At 64.7% G+C, this 15272-nt stretch carries 12 protein-coding genes; 4 read left to right on the forward strand and 8 right to left on the reverse strand.

Features of this window, described 5'->3' with window-relative positions; translation table 11 throughout:
* Positions 1–5: 5 nt before the first annotated feature.
* Positions 6–1091, reverse strand: coding sequence for a CaiB/BaiF CoA transferase family protein (locus C2L65_RS06230; protein WP_174485048.1), 1086 nt, complete (start codon positions 1089–1091; stop codon positions 6–8).
* 57 nt (positions 1092–1148) lie between these two features.
* Positions 1149–3086, reverse strand: coding sequence for an ATP-binding cassette domain-containing protein (locus C2L65_RS06235; RefSeq protein WP_042307217.1), 1938 nt, complete (start codon positions 3084–3086; stop codon positions 1149–1151).
* A gap of 127 nt (positions 3087–3213) precedes the next feature.
* Between C2L65_RS06235 and C2L65_RS06240 the strand changes: the two genes are divergently transcribed.
* The gene (locus tag C2L65_RS06240) at positions 3214–3705 is read left to right on the forward strand and encodes a glutathione peroxidase (protein ID WP_042307219.1); all 492 of its coding nucleotides are present in this window, start codon (positions 3214–3216) and stop codon (positions 3703–3705) included.
* A gap of 7 nt (positions 3706–3712) precedes the next feature.
* Here C2L65_RS06240 and cls read toward each other — a convergent pair whose 3' ends face one another.
* From cls to dapC, 6 genes are all read right to left on the reverse strand, one after another.
* On the reverse strand, positions 3713–5152 hold the full coding sequence (gene cls, locus C2L65_RS06245) for a cardiolipin synthase (RefSeq protein WP_042307220.1): 1440 nt from the start codon (positions 5150–5152) through the stop codon (positions 3713–3715).
* A gap of 295 nt (positions 5153–5447) precedes the next feature.
* Positions 5448–6335, reverse strand: a complete 888-nt coding sequence (prmB, locus tag C2L65_RS06250) for a 50S ribosomal protein L3 N(5)-glutamine methyltransferase (protein WP_042307222.1) — start codon at positions 6333–6335, stop codon at positions 5448–5450.
* Between the two features lie 15 nt (positions 6336–6350).
* On the reverse strand, positions 6351–7490 hold the full coding sequence (gene dapE / locus C2L65_RS06255) for a succinyl-diaminopimelate desuccinylase (protein ID WP_042307264.1): 1140 nt from the start codon (positions 7488–7490) through the stop codon (positions 6351–6353).
* Between the two features lie 129 nt (positions 7491–7619).
* Complete coding sequence (locus C2L65_RS06260) at positions 7620–7985, reverse strand: ArsC family reductase (protein ID WP_042307224.1); 366 nt, start codon at positions 7983–7985, stop codon at positions 7620–7622.
* Positions 7985–8812: a 2,3,4,5-tetrahydropyridine-2,6-dicarboxylate N-succinyltransferase gene (dapD, locus tag C2L65_RS06265; protein WP_042307225.1), complete on the reverse strand. Its 828-nt coding sequence runs from the start codon at positions 8810–8812 to the stop codon at positions 7985–7987. The genes C2L65_RS06260 and dapD overlap by 1 nt, the downstream gene beginning before the upstream one ends.
* 95 nt (positions 8813–8907) lie before the next feature.
* The gene (gene dapC, locus C2L65_RS06270) at positions 8908–10125 is read right to left on the reverse strand and encodes a succinyldiaminopimelate transaminase (protein WP_042307226.1); all 1218 of its coding nucleotides are present in this window, start codon (positions 10123–10125) and stop codon (positions 8908–8910) included.
* Between the two features lie 284 nt (positions 10126–10409).
* Between dapC and C2L65_RS45395 the strand changes: the two genes are divergently transcribed.
* The 3 genes from C2L65_RS45395 to smc all read left to right on the forward strand — a co-directional run bounded on the left by C2L65_RS45395 (position 10410) and on the right by smc (position 15231).
* Entirely contained in the window at positions 10410–10571 is a 162-nt protein-coding gene (locus C2L65_RS45395) for a hypothetical protein (protein WP_156132282.1), read from the forward strand.
* Positions 10568–11545, forward strand: a complete 978-nt coding sequence (locus tag C2L65_RS06275; protein WP_042307227.1) for a DMT family transporter — start codon at positions 10568–10570, stop codon at positions 11543–11545. The genes C2L65_RS45395 and C2L65_RS06275 overlap by 4 nt, the downstream gene beginning before the upstream one ends.
* 167 nt (positions 11546–11712) lie before the next feature.
* Positions 11713–15231, forward strand: a complete 3519-nt coding sequence (smc, locus tag C2L65_RS06280; RefSeq protein ID WP_042307228.1) for a chromosome segregation protein SMC — start codon at positions 11713–11715, stop codon at positions 15229–15231.
* Positions 15232–15272: the final 41 nt, after the last annotated feature.

A 15272-nucleotide genomic window follows, 5' to 3' on the forward strand; every position in this document is an offset into this window, starting at 1 on the left:
GGCGCCTAGTCCGATTCCCCGTCGCTTGCCTGCTGCTCCATCAGCGCCTCGCGCGCGGCCGCATTGAAGAGCGGATGCTGGGCGGCTTCCGCCGGCGTCAGCACGGGCGACACGCAACAATCCAGCGGCACCAGCAGCGCGGCCCATTCGTCGAGCGTCCGCGTGGCGATCACGTCGGCCACGTCCTTGATCAACTGCACCGCGTCCGGTCCGGCGATCGCCTGGCCGAGGCTCCAGTGGCGCGTCGCCCAGTCGGGGCGGTCGAGCGCCATGCACAGCGTTTCCCAGAATTTGAGTTCGAGCGCGCCGACGGCGAGCCAGCGCCCGTCGAGCGTGCGATACAGGTTGTAGCAGGGCACGCCGCCATTGAGCAGGCTGCTGCCCGCGACGGGCGCCGTGCCGTCGTTGGCGAGCGCGACTTGCGCGACGACGTTGTTCGCGTACGTGCAATGCGCCATCGACACATCGACGAACCGCCCATCGCCGCCGCGCGCCACGGCCCACAGTGCCGCGAGAATCTGATTGACCGCCGACAGCGCGCCGCCCAGCAGATCCGCAATCTGGAAGTTGGGCACGATCGGCGCGCCGTCGCGCGACGCCAGTTGATCGAGCACACCCGCATAGCCGATGTAATTCAGATCATGCCCGGCCAGCTGCGCAAACGGCCCATCCGCGCCATACCCCGAAATCGCGCAGTAGACGAGCTTGGGATTGATCACGCGCAACACGTCGTAGCCGAGGCCAAGCCGCTCCATCACGCCGGGCCGGAAGCTCTCGATCAGCACGTCCGCTTCGCGCGCGAGCGCCATCAGCACGGTGCGTCCGCCTTCGGACTTCAAGTCGAGCCGCGTTTCGCGCTTGCCGCGATTCACCAGCCGGTAGAACGCGCCGGGCCGTCCCGCCACGCGGTCGGTGCTGCTTTGCATCATCGTGCGCGTTGCGTCGCCGGCGCCGGGCGCTTCGATCTTCAACACGTCGGCGCCCATTTCCGCGAGCCGGAGCGTCGCGACGGGACCGGGCAACAGGCGTGTCAGATCGAGCACGCGCAAGCCCTTCAGTGCGGCAGTAGACGACAATGCCCAGCCCTCCATCGATTGCTGGCGCGGCCTCGATTCCCTGTCTGTTCCTTCGCGGCGGCGAAGGGGCCGTTAGCCGATTTGTTCGAGTTCCTCGTGCGCTTCGAGCCAGTCGGCTTCGAGCGTTTCGAGTCGTGCGCTGACATCTGCCTGACGGCGTATCGCTTCCGTCAGCTTGGTTTTTTGCTCGGCGGCGTAGCTGGCGGGATCGGCGACGAACGTATCGAGCGTCGCTTTTTCCGCGTTCAGCGCATCCATTTCCTTTTCGATCTTCGCGATGCGGGTCTGCAACGGCTTCTTCAGATGCGCGAGCTTCTGGCGCGTTTCCGCTTCGAGACGGCGCTGCTCCTTGCGATTCACCAAGGCATCCGCGCCGTTCGCGTCGCCGTTCGACGCATCCGCCTTGAGCGCCGCGCGCTGTTCGGCGGCATGTTGCAGCAGCCAGTCGCGATAGTCGTCGAGATCGCCGTCGAATGGCTGCAGCTTGTGCTTCGCGACGAGCATAAACTGGTCCGTCGTGGCGCGCAGCAAATGCCGGTCGTGCGACACGAGAATCAGCGTGCCTTCGAACTGCGCGAGCGCCATGGTCAGTGCATGGCGCGTTTCGAGGTCGAGGTGATTGGTCGGCTCGTCGAGCAGCAACAGGTTCGGCTTCTGCCAGATGATCAGCGCCAACGCGAGTCGCGCCTTTTCGCCGCCGGAGAAGGGCGCGATGGCGGCCGTCGCCATGTCGCCGGAGAAGTTGAAGCTACCGAGGAAGTCGCGCAATTCCTGCTCGCGCGTGTCTGGCGCGAGCCGCGCCAGATGCTGCAATGGGGAGTCGTCGGGCCGCAGAGTTTCCAGTTGATGCTGCGCGAAGTAGCCGATCTGCAGACCCTTGCCTTCGCGCACATGGCCGCCGAGCGGCGCCAGCGTACCCGCGAGCGTCTTGATCAGCGTCGACTTGCCCTGGCCATTCGCGCCGAGCAAACCGATGCGCTGCCCGTTCTGGATGGACAGCGCGACACGATCGACAATGGGAATCTCGCCGCCGTCCACCGCGTGATAACCGCAGCGCACGTCTTCCATCACCATCATCGGATTGGGCGCGGAATTGGGCGCGCGGAACTCGAACGTGAACGGCGACGCGATATGCGCGGGCGCGATCAGCTCCATCTTTTCGAGCGCTTTCATCCGGCTTTGCGCCTGGCGCGCCTTGGTCGCCTGCGCCTTGAAGCGGTCGACATAGCTCTGCAGATGCTCGATGGTCTTGCGCTGCTTTTCGTAAGCGCTCTGTTGCAGCGTCAGTTGTTGCGCGCGCAGCACTTCGAACTGCGAGTAGTTGCCGCCGTACCGCTTGATCTGCTGGTTCTCCAGATGCAGCGTAACATTGCAGATCGAGTCGAGAAATTCGCGGTCGTGCGAGATCACGATCAGCGTGCCCGGATAACGGTGCAGCCAGTCTTCGAGCCAGACGATCGCATCGAGGTCCAGGTGGTTGGTCGGCTCGTCGAGCAGCAGCAGGTCCGATCGGCACATCAGCGCTTGCGCGAGGTTCAGGCGCATGCGCCAGCCGCCTGAGAAACTGCCGACGCTCGCACGCGTCTGTTCGAGCGTGAAGCCGAGGCCGAGCAGCAATGCCTCGGCGCGCGCGGGCGCCGTGTAGCCGTCGGCGTCGGCGAACGCGGCGTGCGCTTCGGCCTCTGCCGCGCCGTCGTGCGCGGCGGACGCCACCGCAATGCGCGCTTCGATCGCGCGCAGGGCGGCGTCGCCATCGAGCGTGTAGTCGAGCGCGGTCTTGTCGGCGGCAGGCGTCTCTTGCGCGACATGCGCGATCTGCCACGAAGGCGGGATCGAAACATCGCCGCCGTCCGCGTGCAGTTCGCCGAGCAGCACGGAGAACAAAGTGGATTTGCCCGCGCCGTTAGCGCCCACGAGACCGGCCTTCTCGCCGGGATTGAGCGTGAAGGTGGTTTGTTCGAAGAGCGGCTTCGTGCCGCGCGCGAGACTGAACTGGTTAAAACGGATCACAGCAGGGGCCGGCTCGAAGAAAAGCGCTATTTTAGACTGCGCGGCGCGCGCTCAGGCATTGGCCGATCGGCCAGGTGGCGCGCGGCATTGAAACACCTACACTAACGACATTCCTGGAGGGCGGCATATGGCAGCGGACAACACTTCTATTTATTCCTTTTCGGCGAGCACACTGGGCGGCGAGCCGGTCAGTCTCGACCGCTACGACGGCAAGGTGATGCTGATCGTCAACACGGCGAGCGAATGCGGTTTCACGCCGCAATACGCGGGCTTGCAGAAGCTGCACGAGCAGTACGCGGCGCGCGGGCTGCAGGTGCTGGGCTTTCCGTGCAACCAGTTCGGCAAGCAGGAACCCGGCGACGCCGCGCAGATCGGCGCGTTCTGCGAAAAGAACTACGGCGTTACGTTCCAGATGTTCGACAAGATCGACGTCAACGGTTCGGACGCGCACCCGCTGTTCAAATTTCTGAAAGACGAGGCGCCCGGCGTGCTCGGCATCGAAGCGATCAAATGGAACTTCACGAAGTTCCTCGTCGACCGCAGCGGCAAGGTCGTCAAGCGCTACGCGCCCACCACCAAGCCCGAAACGATCACAGACGACATCGAAGCGCTGCTGTAAGCACGCGTCACAGGATCGGCGCGAAGAGCCGCGCGACATGCATCAACACGCGCCGCAGTGCCGGCGCGTTGCGATACTCGCTGCGGTCGATCTCGAACGATTCGGCGAAGTCGCGCAGCAGCATCTCTTCGACTTCGAGCGCGAAGCCCTGGTCCACGGTCAGCACCATGATCTCGAAGTTCAGGCGAAACGACCGGTTGTCGAGATTCGCGCTGCCCACGGCCGCCGCGACGTCGTCGATCAGCACCACCTTCTGATGCAGAAAGCCCGGCCGGTAACGGAACACGCGCACGCCCGCGCGTATCGAGTCGTACGCGTAGAGCTTGGACGCCTCGAATACGACGCGGTGATCGCGGCGGCTCGGAATCAGGATGCGCACGTCGACGCCGCGCAGCGTCGCGAGCCGTAAGGCCGCGAACACGGCTTCGTCGGGCACGAGGTAGGGCGTGGTGATCCAGACACGCTCGCGCGCCGCGTTGATCGCTTCGACGAAGAACAGCGAGCAGGTCTCCTGTTTGTCCGCCGGGCCTGTCGGCACGACGAGGCAGTGCATGCCGTCGCCAGGTCGCGCGGGCGGTGGTGAGTCGAACTGCGGCAGATCCTGCGTGGCCCAGTACCAGTCTTCCGTGAACACGAACTGGATGCTGGCGACGGCGGGGCCGCGCACTTCGATATGCGTGTCGCGCCACGGCGACAGGGGCGGCTTGCCGCCCAGATACTCGACGCCGACGTTATGTCCGCCGACGAACGCGCGCTCGCCGTCCACCACGACGATCTTGCGGTGATTGCGGAAGTTGAGCTGGAAACGGTTGACGAACTGCCGGTTCGTCGCGAACGGATGCATCTGCACGCCGCCCGCGAGCAGCGACGCGACATAGCGATGCGGCAGGTCGAAGCTGCCGATGCTGTCGTACAGCACATACACGCGCAGGCCTTGCGCGGCCTTCGCGAGCAGCGCGTCCTTGAGCATTTCGCCGAGCGCGTCGGCACGCACGATGAAGAACTGCACGACGATGTAGTGCTGCGCGGTTTCGATCGCATCAAGAATCGCCGCGAACGTCGCTTCGCCGTTCACGAGCGTGCGCACATGGTTACCCGGCAGAAACGGCATGCCGGACAGGCGCGTGAGCGAGCGCACGAATTGGTGGCCGAGCACTTCCGTCGGACGGCCGTGCGACGAGGCTTCCGTGTCCCACTCAGGCGGATGCGCACGCGTGCGCAGCGTTTCGTTCTCGAGGCGGCGCGCGTCCGCGTAACCGGCGAACTTGCTGCGGCCGAGGAACAGATACGGAACCAGCGTCAGATACGGCATCGCGACGAGCGACACCGCCCACGCGATCGCGCCTTGCGATGTGCGGGTGTGCAGGATGGCGTGGCAAGCCGCGATCACGCCCAGCGCGTGGGCGAGAAACACGAGCGTGCCGATGTGAAGCAGATCGAATTGCATAAGCGTGCGAGCGTTGGCCTTCCGCTGCGCGTAGTTGACTTCGTGGCGGCACTTGTCGAGGCCGGGCTCGTTTACTTGGCTACATTGCCGGGTTACAGCAGCGCGGTCGCGCTCATATTACCGAAAGCGCTGGCGTCGCGGTCAGCCCGTCGTCAAAGCGTGACGGGCTTTTTACGCAAATCGATGCTTATGCACATCGAATGTACGGGCCCAAAAGCACACGACGCACGGCACCCAGGCGGGTGGCGTGCGTCGTGGTGTGCGACGATCAGGCGCTTGCGAGCACCTGACGGCCTCAATTGCCGGGCAGATCGCTTGCCTGGATCAGGAACACGTTGTCGTCGCCGGCGCTAGTCGACATCCACACGAGATCGAGGCCGCCGAACGCCGCTTCGACATGCGCGCGCTCGTTGCCGATCTCGATCACCAGCACGCCTTCGTCGGTCAGCCAGTTGCGTGCCTCGGCGATGATGCGACGCACGATATCCATGCCGTCCGCACCGCCCGCGAGGGCCATTTCCGGCTCGTGTTTGTATTCGGCGGGCAGCGCCTTCATCGATTCCGCGTTCACGTACGGCGGATTCGTGATGATCACGTCGTAGCGGCGCTCGGGCAGCGGCGCATACAGATCGCCTTCGAAGAGCGCCACGCGTTCGTCGAGCTGGTAGTCGTGGACATTGCGCGCCGCGACTTCGAGCGCGGCGGGCGACAGGTCAACGGCATCGATGTCGGCATTCGGGAAGGCGTGCGCCGCGAGAATCGCGAGACAGCCGGAGCCCGTACACAGTTCGAGTACGGCGCCAACCTGTTCGGGGTCCTCGACATACGGCTGCAAGCCATCCTGCAGCAGTTCGCCGATGAACGAACGCGGCACGATCACGCGCTCGTCGACATGGAAGCGATAGCCGTGCATCCACGCTTCCTGCGTGATGTAGGCGGCGGGCACGCGATCCTTCGCGCGCCGCTCGACCACTTTCAGCACCGCGTCGATTTCTTCGGACGTGAGGCGTGCATCGAGAAACGGCTCGAGCAGGTCGATGGGCAGATGCAGCGTATGCAGCACGAGATACGCGGCTTCGTCATAAGCGTTCGACGAGCCGTGGCCGAACGCCAGGTCGGCCTGGTTGAACTGCGACACCGCATGGCGCAGCACATCGCGAACCGTGGAAAACGGATGAGTCATGGTCTGGGCCCTCCGTCAGGCGATCAGTTGTTCGAGCACGCGTCGATAGACGTTCTTGAGCGGCTCGATATGTGCAACTTCGACATGTTCGTCGATCTTGTGGATGCTCGCATTCAACGGGCCGAATTCGATCACCTGCTTGCAGATGCGCGCGATGAACCGGCCATCGGACGTGCCGCCCGTGGTGGACAGTTCCGTCGTGAGGCCCGTTTCGGCGTGGATCGCGCTTTCCAGCGCATTCGACAACTCGCCGCGCGGCGTCAGAAAGGGCAGGCCGCTCACGGTCCACTTCAGGTCGTACTCGAGGCCGTGCTTGTCCAGAATCTGGTGTACGCGGCTTTGCAGTTCTTCCACCGTGCTCGCCGTCGAAAAGCGGAAGTTGAACATCACTTCCGCGTGACCCGGAATGATGTTGGTCGCGCCCGTGCCGCTATGGATGTTCGAAACCTGCCAGGTGGTAGGCGGGAAATATTCGTTGCCTGCGTCCCAGTGCTCGGCGACCAGTTCGGCGAGCGCGGGCGCGAGCAGATGCACCGGGTTCTTCGCGAGATGCGGATACGCAATGTGCCCTTGCACGCCCTTGACGGTCAGCTTGCCCGACATCGAGCCGCGGCGGCCGTTCTTCACCATGTCGCCGAACTGCACGCTCGACGTCGGCTCGCCCACGACGCAATAGTCGAGACGCTCGCCGCGCGCCTGCAGCGCTTCAACGACCTTCACGGTGCCGTCCGTCGCCGGGCCTTCTTCGTCGCTCGTGATGAGCAACGCGAGCGAGCCGCGATGCTGCGGATGCGCGGCGACGAACTCTTCGCTCGCCACCACGAAGCCGGCGATCGACGCCTTCATGTCGGCGGCGCCGCGTCCGTACAACTTGCCGTCGCGGTGAGTCGGCTCGAACGGCGCCGACGTCCATTGATCGAGCGGGCCCGTCGGCACGACGTCGGTGTGGCCCGCGAACGCGAGCAGCTTGCCGTCCTGGCCCGCGGTGCCGCGCTTGACGGCCCACAGGTTCGTCACGCCGTTCGATTCGATCGTTTCGCATTCGAAGCCGATTGCGGACAGGCGCTCGATCAGCAGGCGCTGGCAGTTCTGGTCGTCGGGCGTGACGGACGCGCGGCCGATCAGGGCTTCGGTAAGGGCAAGTGTGCCGGACATCGATTCAGTTCCTTCCAACCAGCAGATGAGACGCGTGGCCAACGGTCACGCTTGAATCCAGGGTGAAAAAATGCCGGCCCGAACGGGCCGGCAACAGCTTTTACCTGCGTGCGCTGAAGCGCAGAAAGCTCAGGCAAACAGCGACGCGTAGTTCTCCGCCGAAAAGCCCAGCGTCTTCACGCGTCCGTTCACCACGATCACGGGCCGCTTGATGATCGACGGTTTGTGGATCATCAGCGCGATCGCGCCGGCCGTCGTGTCGGCCTCGGCCTTATGCACGTCCGACAGGCCGCGCCAGGTCGTGCCGCGCTTGTTGATGAGCTGATCAAGCGGCACATCCTTGAGCCAGTCCTCGATCAGCTTGTCATTCACGCCGGCCTTCTTGAAGTCGTGAAACTCGAACTCGACGCCGTGTTCCTCGAGCCACACGCGCGCTTTCTTCACGCTGTCGCAATTCGGAATGCCGTAGACGGTCGTCTTCGCGCCGCGCGCCATCAGTCGCCTCGCAGCAGTTCGTTCAGGCCGACCTTCGCGCGCGTCTTGGCGTCGACCTTCTTGACGATCACGGCGCAGTACAGGCTGTGCGAGCCGTCCTTCGACGGCAGGTTGCCCGCGACCACCACCGAGCCAGCCGGAATGCGGCCATACGTGACTTCGCCCGTTTCGCGGTCATAGATCTTCGTGCTCTGGCCGAGGTACACGCCCATCGAAATAACCGAGTTCTCTTCGACGATTACGCCTTCAACGACTTCCGAGCGCGCGCCGATGAAACAGTTGTCTTCGATGATGACGGGGTTGGCTTGCAGCGGCTCCAGCACGCCGCCGATGCCCACGCCGCCCGACAGATGTACGTTCTTGCCGATCTGCGCGCACGAGCCGACGGTGGCCCACGTGTCGACCATCGTGCCTTCATCGACGTACGCGCCGATGTTCGTGTACGACGGCATCAGCACGACGTTCTTCGCGATGAACGAGCCGCGGCGCGCGATGGCGGGCGGCACGACGCGGAAGCCGCCTGCGGCGAAGTCTTCAGCCGTGTAGTTGGCGAACTTCGACGGCACCTTATCGTAGAACTGCGAGTAACCGCCGGCCGGCATCGGCGCGTTGTCTTCGAGGCGGAACGACAGCAGCACGGCCTTCTTCAGCCACTGGTTGACGACCCAGTCGCCATCCTTCTTTTCGGCGACGCGCAGCGCGCCCTTGTCGAGTTGCTCGATGGCATGCGCGACGGCTTCGCGCACGTCGGCGGGCGCGGCCTTCGGCGACAGCTCGGCGCGGTTGTCCCAGGCGGTATCGATGATCTGCTGAAGTTGTTGCGACATGTTCGTGGTGCTCTTTCGAGAAGGTTGAAATCGGAAAGCGGGTGAGGGCGGAGCGCGGCGGCGGCGCTCCCTGCGACGTGTGAGAAATGCCGGATCTAGCTTTTCAGCGAGCGGCAGAACTCGACGATGCGCCGCGCGCCCTCCGTGCATTCGTCGACGCCCGCGACCAGCGCGAGGCGGACGAAATCGCGGCCAGGGTTCGTGTCGTGCGCGGTGCGCGCGAGATACGAGCCGGGCAGAACCGTCACATTATAGTCGGCGTACAGGCGGCGGGCGAACTCGTCGTCCGTCAGGCCCGTGCGGGCGACATTCGCCCACAGGTAGAACGCGGCGTCGGGCAGCTTGACGTCGAGCACGTCGGCGAGCATCGGCGTGACGGTCGAAAACTTCTGCACGTACATCGCGCGGTTCTCGCGCACATGCGCCTCGTCGCTCCACGCAGCAATGCTCGCAGTTTGAAAGACCGTCGACAAGGCGGCGCCGTGATAAGTCCGGTATAGCAGGAACTGCTTGAGAATGGCCGCGTCGCCCGCGACGAAGCCCGAGCGCATGCCCGGCACGTTCGAGCGCTTCGACAGGCTCGACAGCATCACGAGCCGCTCGAAACCCCGGCCGAGCTTGTGCGCCGCTTCCAGACCGCCGAGCGGCGGACGCGCCTCGTCGAAATAGATCTCCGAGTAGCATTCGTCCGACGCGATCACGAAGCCGTGACGGTCCGACAGTTCGAACAGTTCGCGCCAGTCGTCGAGCGTCAGCACGGCGCCCGTCGGGTTGCCCGGCGAGCAGACGTAGAGCAGCTGCGTGCGCGCCCAGACGTCGTCGGGAATGGCGGAGTAGTCACACGCGAAGTTGCGCTTCGGGTCGCTGTTGGCGAAGTACGGCTGCGCGCCTGCCAGCAGCGCCGCGCCTTCGTAGATTTGATAGAACGGGTTCGGACAGAGTACGATCGCAGGTTCGCCCCTGGCGTTTTTCTTCGGGTCGATCACCGTCTGCGCCAGTGCGAACAGCGCCTCGCGCGAGCCGGACACGGGCAGCACCTGGGTGGCGGGGTCGACGGGCGGCAGGTTGTAGCGCCGCGTGACCCACTTCGCGATCGCTTCGCGCAGCGCCGGCGTGCCGAGCGTGAGCGGATAGGCCGCGAGACCGCCGAGCGAATCGATCACGGCTTTCTTGATCAGCTCGGGCGTCGGATGTTTCGGCTCGCCGATCCCGAAGCTGATGTGCGCAAGGCTGGCGGGCGGTGTGACGTCCTTGAAGAGCAGGCGCAGCTTTTCGAAGGGATAAGACTGAAGGGAGTCGAGTAGCGGATTCACTTGGCGGTTCGGCGTAGGTTCGGCGTGTTGCAGGACGGATTGTCGGACTGACACAGGCTGACACAGCGAAAGCGGCGCGCGGCGGACACGATGCGCAGGCCCTCGGATGCGGCGGCATCGAAGCGGTTGCGCGGCACCGGCGACGAGCGATCGATTATAGCGTGTCGGCAGGCCGGGGCACGGCCCATCGTCCATCTGGACAAGGCTTTGCGGCGCTGGGAACGAGATGGGCACGCTAACGCTAAAGTCGATACGGCAGGCACAAAGAAGAAAGTGGAGACACAATGCGGGCAGTCACCGGATGCAACGGTAAAGAATTCAGCGGCAATGGCTGGCAGCGATCACGCGCCGCCGTCGCCGGCAATACACAGAGCAACAAGGGCAACACGCAACGCAAGGCAGTCATGCAATACACGCTGGACATCGGCGGGAGCATCGCGCGATGAATCTCCCGCTTCGCAACACCTTGGGCCACGCATGGCCGACGCTCGCGATCATGCTGGGCGCGTCGGTATGGGGCATGGTCTGGTATCCGCTGCGCATGCTCCACGCGCTTGGCGTGACGGGCACGGCCGCGAGCGCGCTGACGAGCGGCGCGGGGTGCCTGTTCGTGCTGCTCGTGCGGCGCAGCGCGATCAGGACGGTCCGCTGGCATTGGCTGCTGCCCGCGCTCGCGCTGTTCGCGGGCATCACCAATCTTGGCTTCGTGTGGGGCGCGATCCACGGCCAGGTGATGCGCGTGCTGCTGCTGTTCTATCTGACGCCAGCATGGACCGCGCTGTTCGCGCATTTCATCCTGCACGAGCGGTTGACGTGGGCGGGCGCGGGGCTCGCTGCGCTGTCGCTGGCGGGCGCAATGATGATGCTGTGGTCGCCGCAGCTCGGCATTCCCGTGCCCGGCAGTCTCGCTGAATGGGCGGGGCTCGCGGCGGGCATGTCCTTCGCGATGAGCAACGTGCTGACCCTCAAGACGAGCCGCGTGCTGCCCGGCATGAAGGCGGAGATGCGTACGGCTGTGATCTTCGGCGGCGCGGCGATTTTCGGCGGTTGCGCATCTTTCTTCGAATCGATGCCCGCGCCGCCGACGGGCGAGCACATCGGCATGGCCGTGTTCCTCGTGCTCGCGATCGGCTTCGTGCTGGCCACCAACAACATGCTCGTGCAATACGGTCTCGCACGCGTGCCGGCCAACCGGGCGTCGATCATCATGCTGTTCGAGATCGTCATCACGGCGCTCACGGCGTGGCTGTTCGCGGGCGAAGTGCCCGGTCCGCGCGAATGGGCGGGCGGCGCGTGCATCGTGCTGGCGTCGGCGCTGTCGAGCTGGGTGCATCGGGCGAAGCCTGCAGAGAAGACGGACGCCGGCAAGGATGGAAACGCCGATGGCAACGGTAAGAATCGCCCACGCGCGATGGTATGATTGCCCCTCATTGGCCGGCGGTGCAGCGTAGGGCGCACCGCGGCGCCGGAATCGCAGCGGGCTCGCGCTCCATCGTGCCGTCAGTCGGGGTGTGAACCCGATGGCGGTTCGCAGATGAACCCGCGCGTTCCGTTTCCATAAATTATTTCTCAAACAGCGAAATCGCCGTGCGTCTGACCTCGATCAAACTCGCTGGCTTCAAGTCATTCGTCGATCCCACGCATTTCCAGGTTCCGGGCCAGCTCGTCGGCGTGGTCGGTCCCAACGGTTGCGGCAAGTCCAACATCATCGACGCCGTGCGCTGGGTGCTCGGCGAATCGCGCGCCTCGGAGCTGCGCGGCGAGTCGATGCAGGACGTGATCTTCAACGGCTCGACGGCGCGCAAGCCGGGTAGCCGCGCCAGCGTCGAACTCGTGTTCGACAACGCCGACGGCCGTGCCGCCGGCCAGTGGGGCCAGTATGCCGAAATCGCCGTCAAGCGCGTGCTGACGCGCGACGGCACGTCGAGCTACTACATCAACAATCTCCCCGCGCGCCGCCGCGACATCCAGGACATCTTCCTCGGCACGGGCCTCGGCCCGCGTGCGTACGCGATCATCGGGCAGGGCATGATCTCGCGGATCATCGAGGCGAAGCCCGAAGAACTGCGCGTGTTCCTCGAAGAAGCTGCGGGCGTGTCGAAGTACAAGGAACGCCGCCGCGAAACCGAGAACCGTCTGCACGACACGCGCGAGAATCTGACTCGCGTCGAGGATATCGTCCGCGAGTTGACGGCGAATCTGGAAAAGCTCGAAGCGCAGGCCGTCGTCGCGACGAAGTACAAGGATCTGCAGGCCGAAGGCGAAGAAAAGCAGCGCCTGTTGTGGCTGTTGCGCAAGAACGAAGCGGGCACCGAGCAGGACAAGCAGAAGCGCGCCATCGAACAGGCGCAGATCGACCTCGAAGCGCATACGGCGAAGCTGCGCGAAGTCGAAGCGCAACTCGAAACGCTGCGTGTCGCGCACTATTCGGCCAGCGACGCGATGCAGGGCGCACAAGGCGCGCTGTACGAAGCGAACGCCGAGGTGAGCCGCCTTGAAGCCGAGATCAAGTTCATCGTCGAATCGCGCAACCGCGTGCAGGCGCAGATCGCCGCGCTGACGGCGCAGCGCGAGCAGTGGCTCGCGCAGGCGCAAAAGGCCCAGGACGATCTCGAAGACGCCGAAATCCAGCTTGGAGAAGGCGAAGAAAAGGCGGTGATCGCCGAAGAGACGGCGGCCGCGAAGCACGACGCGATGCCCGCACTCGAAGCGCGCTGGCGTGATGCACAGTCGCAACTGAACGAGGAGCGCGCCGGTATCGCGCAGACCGAGCAGGCGCTCAAGCTCGAAGCTGCGCACCAGCGCAACGCCGACCAGCAGTTGCAGCAGTTGCAGCAGCGTCAGGAACGTCTGAAGACGGAAGCAGGCGGATTGGACGCGCCCGACGAGGCGCAGCTTGAAGAGTTGCGCATGCAGCTTGCCGAGCACGAAGAGATTCTGAGCGAAGCGCAAGCGCGTCTTGCCGATGCGCAGGACACGCTGCCGCGTCTGGACGGCGAGCGCCGCGCCGCGCAAGATCGCGTGCAGGCGGAAAGCGCGCAGATCCATCAGCTCGAAGCACGTCTGGCCGCACTGCGCCAGTTGCAGGAAAACGTGCAGACGGAAGGCAAGGTCCAGCCGTGGCTCGACAAGCACGAGCTTGGCGCGCTGCCGCGTCTGTGGAAGAAGCTGCATGTCGAAGCCGGTTGGGAAACCGCGCTCGAATCCGTGCTGCGCGAGCGTCTTGCCGCGGTCGAAGTGTCGAATCTCGACTGGGTGAAGCACTTCGTCAGCGACGCGCCGCCCGCCAAGCTCGCCTTCTACGCGCCGCCCGCGGCCGGTCAGCCGGTGGCTGCGCCGCCGTCGCTGCGGCCGTTGGTGTCGCTGGTGCGCATCGACGACGCCGGCATCCGCGCGGTGCTCAACGATTGGCTCGGCAACGCGTTCATCGCCGACGATCTGCCCCAGGCGCTGTCGATGCGCGCGCAACTGCCGGAAGGCGGCGCGTTTGTCGTGAAGGCTGGGCACGTCGTGACGCGCGTCGGCGTGCAACTGTACGCGGCCGATTCCGAGCAGGCGGGCATGCTCGCGCGTCAGCAGGAAATCGAAAACCTGACGCGCCAGGTGCGCGCGCAGGCGCTGCTCGCCGAAGAGGCGAAGGCAGCCGCGATTCGCGCGGAAGCCGCGCATACGCAGGCATCGAATGCGTTGACGGAAGTGCGCCAGCAAGCCGAGCGCGCGACCCAGCGCGTACACGCGCTGCAGATGGACGTGCTCAAGCTCACGCAGGCGCACGAACGCTACACGCAGCGCAGCACGCAGATCAGCGAGGAACTCGAAGAGATCACCGCGCAGATCGACGAGCAGCGTGCGTTGCGTGCCGAATCGGAAGCGAACTTCGAGCGCCACGACGGCGAACTCGCCGAATTGCAGGCGCGTTTCGAAGACAACCAGCTTGCGTTCGAATCGCTTGATGAAGAACTCGGCAACGCGCGCAACGAAGCGCGAGAGCTCGACCGCGCCGCCACCGATGCACGCTTTGCCGCGCGCAACTCGGCGAACCGTATCGACGAGCTGAAGCGCAGCATCCAGGTCGCGCACGAGCAGAGCGAGCGCGTCGCCGGTTCGCTCGAAGACGCGCGCGCCGAACTCGAAACGATCAACGAGCAGACGGCACATACGGGTTTGCACGACGCGCTTGAAATCCGCCGCGCGAAAGAAGAGTCGCTGCACGCGGCGCGTCTCGAACTCGACGATCTGACCGCGAAGCTGCGTGCTTTGGACGAACTGCGGCTGACCACTGAACGCTCGTTGCAACCGCTGCGCGACCGCATCACTGAATTGCAGTTGAAGGAACAGGCCGCGCGCCTGAACGCCGAGCAGTTCATCGAGCAGCTGACGGCGGCGGGTGTCGACGAAGCCGACCTGCAGGCGAAGCTCACGCCGGACATGAAACCGTCGTATCTGCAGGGCGAAGTGACGCGCATCAACAACGCGATCACCGCGCTCGGCCCCGTCAACATGGCCGCGCTCGACGAGCTGAAGGCGGCGTCGGAACGCAAGACTTTCCTCGACGCGCAATCGGCCGACCTGAACAACGCAATCGAAACGCTCGAAGACGCGATCCGCAAGATCGACCAGGAAACGCGCACGCTGCTGCAAGGCACGTTCGACCAGGTGAACCATCATTTCGGCGAGCTGTTCCCGCGTCTCTTTGGCGGCGGCCAGGCGAAACTCATCATGACGGGCGACGAGATTCTCGACGCCGGCGTGCAGGTGATGGCGCAGCCGCCGGGCAAGAAGAACTCGACGATTCACCTGCTGTCGGGCGGTGAAAAGGCGCTGACGGCGACGGCCCTCGTGTTCGCGATGTTCCAGCTGAATCCGGCGCCGTTCTGTCTGCTCGACGAAGTGGACGCGCCGCTCGACGACGCGAACACCGAACGTTTCGCGAACCTCGTGCGCGCGATGTCGGAGAAGACGCAGTTCCTGTTCATTTCCCACAACAAGATCGCGATGGAAATGGCGCAGCAACTGATCGGGGTGACGATGCAGGAGCAGGGCGTCTCGCGGATCGTGGCCGTGGACATGGAAACGGCTGCGGGATTTGTCCAGAATATCGTTTAAACGTCCACCCGCGCGTCGCTTCGGTTGTGCGCGGGTGTTGC

The sequence above is a fragment of the Paraburkholderia terrae genome (genome assembly GCF_002902925.1).
Taxonomy (GTDB): domain Bacteria; phylum Pseudomonadota; class Gammaproteobacteria; order Burkholderiales; family Burkholderiaceae; genus Paraburkholderia; species Paraburkholderia terrae.